1 protein-coding gene is annotated in these 3,735 nt (G+C 76.2%); it reads left to right on the top strand.

All coding sequences use genetic code 11. From position 1 onward, the window contains the following. The coding region (locus H5J29_RS24840; protein WP_181783447.1) for an SDR family NAD(P)-dependent oxidoreductase at window positions 1-3,735 on the top strand (3,735 nt) is incomplete at both ends.

Below are 3,735 nucleotides of genomic sequence, written 5' to 3'. Positions count from 1 at the left end.
CCCGGCCGGGCACGCCAGGATCGGCGTCGTCTCCCGCTCGGACTCCGAGCTCGACGAGCTGCGGTCGCTCGCCGCGTCGCTGCTCAGCGGGTCCGAGGCCGAGGCCTGGTCCCACCCGCGGGGCATCTGGTTCCGGGCGTCGGCCCCGGGCGAGGTGCGCGTGGCCGCCCTGTTCGCAGGCCAGGGCAGCCAGTACGTCGACATGGGTCTGCGCGCGGCGATCGACCTGCCCCCGGTCGGGGACTCCTTCGACGCCGCCAACGCCGGTTTCGGCGACGTCGGCTCCGACACCCTCGCCGCCGCGGTCTTCCCGCCGCCCTCGTTCGCGGACTCGTCGAGCGAGCGCGAGGAGGCGTTGCGCCGCACCGACTACGCACAGCCCGCGATCGGCGCACTCGCCGCGGGCCAGTTCGCGGTGCTGCGGTCCTTCGGGCTCGCCCCAGAGGGCTTCCTCGGCCACAGCTACGGCGAGCTGACCGCGCTCTGGGCCGCCGGATCGCTGTCCGACGCGGACTTCCATGCCCTGTCCCGGGCCCGGGGCCGCGCCATGGCACCGCCCGCGGACGTCGAGGGGTACGACCCCGGCACGATGGCGGCGGTCAGCGCCTCCCGGGAGGTCGTCGAGGAGGTTCTCGGCGGCATCGACGGGGTGGTGGTGTGCAACCACAACGCCCCGTCGCAGGTCGTGGTCGGTGGCTCCGGGCAGGCGGTGGCCGCCGCGGTCGCCGCATTCGGTGAGCGGGGGGTCTCCGCGAAGGAGCTCCCGGTCGCCGCGGCCTTCCACACCTCGCACGTGGACCACGCGGTGGAGGCCTTCCGTTCGGCGGTCTCCGCGGTCGAGATCGGGGAGCCCGCGGGTCTGGTGGTCGCGAACTCGCCCGACGCCTCCTACGGGTCGGACGTCGCCGCGAACCGGGAGGTCCTGGCCGAGCAGCTGCGCAAGCCGGTCGAGTTCGTCGCCGGGCTCGAGCGCCTCGCGGACGCCGGGACGACGGTGTTCGTGGAGTTCGGGCCGAAGCGGGTGCTGACCGGGCTGGTCGAGCAGACCCTGGGGGACCGGGCGGTCGCGATCGCGACGGACGCCGGGCCGTCGGGCGACTCCGCGGCGTCGGTCCTCGCCGCCTCCGTCCAGCTGGTGGTGCTGGGTGTCCCGCTGAGCGGCCTCAACCGCTACGTGGCCGAGCCCTTCGCGGAGGTCGCGCCGACGGGCATGACCGTGACCCTCTCCGGCATGACCTACCGCCCGGAGTCCCGCACCGCGGCCTACCGCGAAGCCCTGACCAGCGGATACACCGTCACCACGCCCACCCCCCGCGAGTCGGACACCACCCCCCGCGTGTCGGACACCGGGGCTCGCGAGTCGGACACCACGGCCCGCGAGTCCCTCGTCGGGACGGGCGGCCCGGTGGAGCCGCTCGCCGGGACCATCGCCACGACGGTCGCCGTGTCCGGGGCGCCCGCGCCCCTCCGCACCCCGGACCCCACGCCGGTAGGGCCGACCGCCATGACCCCGGCCCCCGCAGGCGACGCCCTCGCCGAGCACATCGACCTGCACGCCCGCTACCTCGACAGCCAGCTCCGGATCACCGAGGGCCTAGTCGACGTCCTGCGTGCGCAGGGCGACCGGGTCGACCCGCAGGTCCACGCCGGGGTCCGCGCCGTCGCCGACTCGGCCCTGGCGATCAGCCGGGGCCACACCCACGCCAACGAGGTCCTGTCCCGGATGACCGGCCTGGGCGGCGCCGGGGCCCTCGCCACGCCGCGGGCGTCTGGACCCGTCGGCCCGGAGGCCTTCACCTCCAGGAGCGGTCCGGCGGCCCTCGCGGGGCCACTCGCCCCGGTCGAGCCCCTCGTCCCGGCACAGCAGGACCCCGCTCCGAACGGCGGCGTGTCCAACGGCGGCGTGTCCAACGGCGGCGTGTCCAACGGCGGCGTGCCGAACGGTGCGGCGTCGCACAGCGAGCCCTCGGCCCTCCTCGCGGGACCGGGAACGCCGACCGTCCCGAGCGACAGGCCCATCACGGAGGCGCCCCTCGCCGAGGGCGAGGGTCCGACGTCGTCGGCGTCCCCGGCCGCCGTCCCCGACGGCCCGGTCCCGAACGGATCCGCAGGGGCCGACGCGGTGCGGGCGGCCTTGGTGGCGGTCGTGTCGGAGAAGACCGGCTATCCGGTCGAGATGGTCGAGCCGGGGATGGACCTGGAGGCCGATCTGGGGATCGACTCGATCAAGCGGGTGCAGATCCTCGGTGCGGTCGCCGAGCGGATCCCGGGCCTGCCGCCGGTGGGCCCCGAGCAGCTCGCCGAGCTGCGGTCGGTGGACGACATCGTCGGCGTGCTCGCGGGGGAGGCCGGCGCGGTCGTCGAGCCCGAGCGGGCTCCGGAGCCCGCCACCGACACCCGTCCGCACCGCTTCACGATCGACCTCGAGCCCCTGCCGCCGATCGACCGGGCGACCGCGACCTTCGCGGAGCAGCCGGTCGCCTGGCTCGTCGAGCGGAGCACCTCGGCCCCGGCCGCGCTCGTCGACGGGCTGCAGAGCCGCGGCTGGCGGGTCACGACCGACCGCCCCGAACGGATCGACGCGGTCCTGCTCCTGGCCGGTCCGCACGCCGAGGCCGAGCAGCTGCTCAGCGACGCGGTCCTCACCGCAGGCGCGTCGGTCACCGCACTGCGGCACACCGCCTCGACCTCGAGGGCCGCCTTCCTCACGGTCACCCGCATCGACGGCGGCCTCGGCCACCGCGGCACGGCCGAGCTGGGCCTCGCCCTGCAGGGCGGGCTCACCGGCCTGGCCAAGACCCTCGCCCGCGAGGCGCCGACCGTGTTCGCCCGCGCCCTGGACGTCGCGCCGGGGGTGGACGACACCGCGTTGGCCGACATCGTGCTCGCCGAGCTGCACGATCCCGACCTGGTCGCGGAGGTCGGCGTCGACGCCGACCGCGCCCGCTGGACCCCGGTCCGCACCGACCGCGGCCTCGCCGGCGCCGACCCGGTCGAGCCGGGGTCGACCGCCGACGACGTCGTGCTCGTCACCGGCGGCGGCCGCGGCGTGACCGCGACGTGCGTGATCGCCCTGGCCGAGCGCGTCCCGGCGGAGTTCCTGCTGCTGGGCCGGACCACCGGGGTCGACGAGCCGGAGCCCGGGTGGGCCGAGGGCGTCGCCGATGCGGACCTCAAGGCCGCGTTGATCACCGACCTGCGCAACGGGACCGGCGGCTTCGGGCCCAAGGAGGTCGAGCAGCAGGTCGCGGCGCTGAAGGCACGGCGCGAGATCCGGCAGACCGTGGACGCCGTCCGTGCGGCCGGGGCGCGGGTGCGGTACCTGAGCGCCGACGTCGTCGACAGCGAGGCGGTCCGCACCGCCCTGGGTGCGGACGCCGCCCGCGTGACCACGCTCGTCCACGGAGCCGGTGCGCTGGCCGACGCCGCCCTCACGGACAAGACCGCCGAGGCGGTCGCCAGGGTGGTCGGACCGAAGATCGGTGGCCTGCGCGCGGTGCTCGCGGCGGTGGAGACCTCGCCGCGGGTCGTGGTCTTCGGTTCGGTCGCCGGTGTCCTCGGCAACCCGGGCCAGGCCGACTACGCCGCGGCCAACGAGGCCCTCGACCGGGCCGCCGCCACCCTGGACGGCACCGCGCTCCACTGGGGAGCGTGGGACGGCGGCATGGTCACCCCGGAGCTGAAGGAGCTGTTCGTGGCCCGCGGGGTCGCCCTGCTGGCCCCGGAGACCGGCGC

Origin of the sequence: Pseudonocardia pini, assembly GCF_013870575.1 — a bacterium.
GTDB classification, from domain to species: domain Bacteria; phylum Actinomycetota; class Actinomycetes; order Mycobacteriales; family Pseudonocardiaceae; genus Pseudonocardia; species Pseudonocardia pini.
This window is presented reverse-complemented; position numbering and strand designations above follow the sequence as displayed.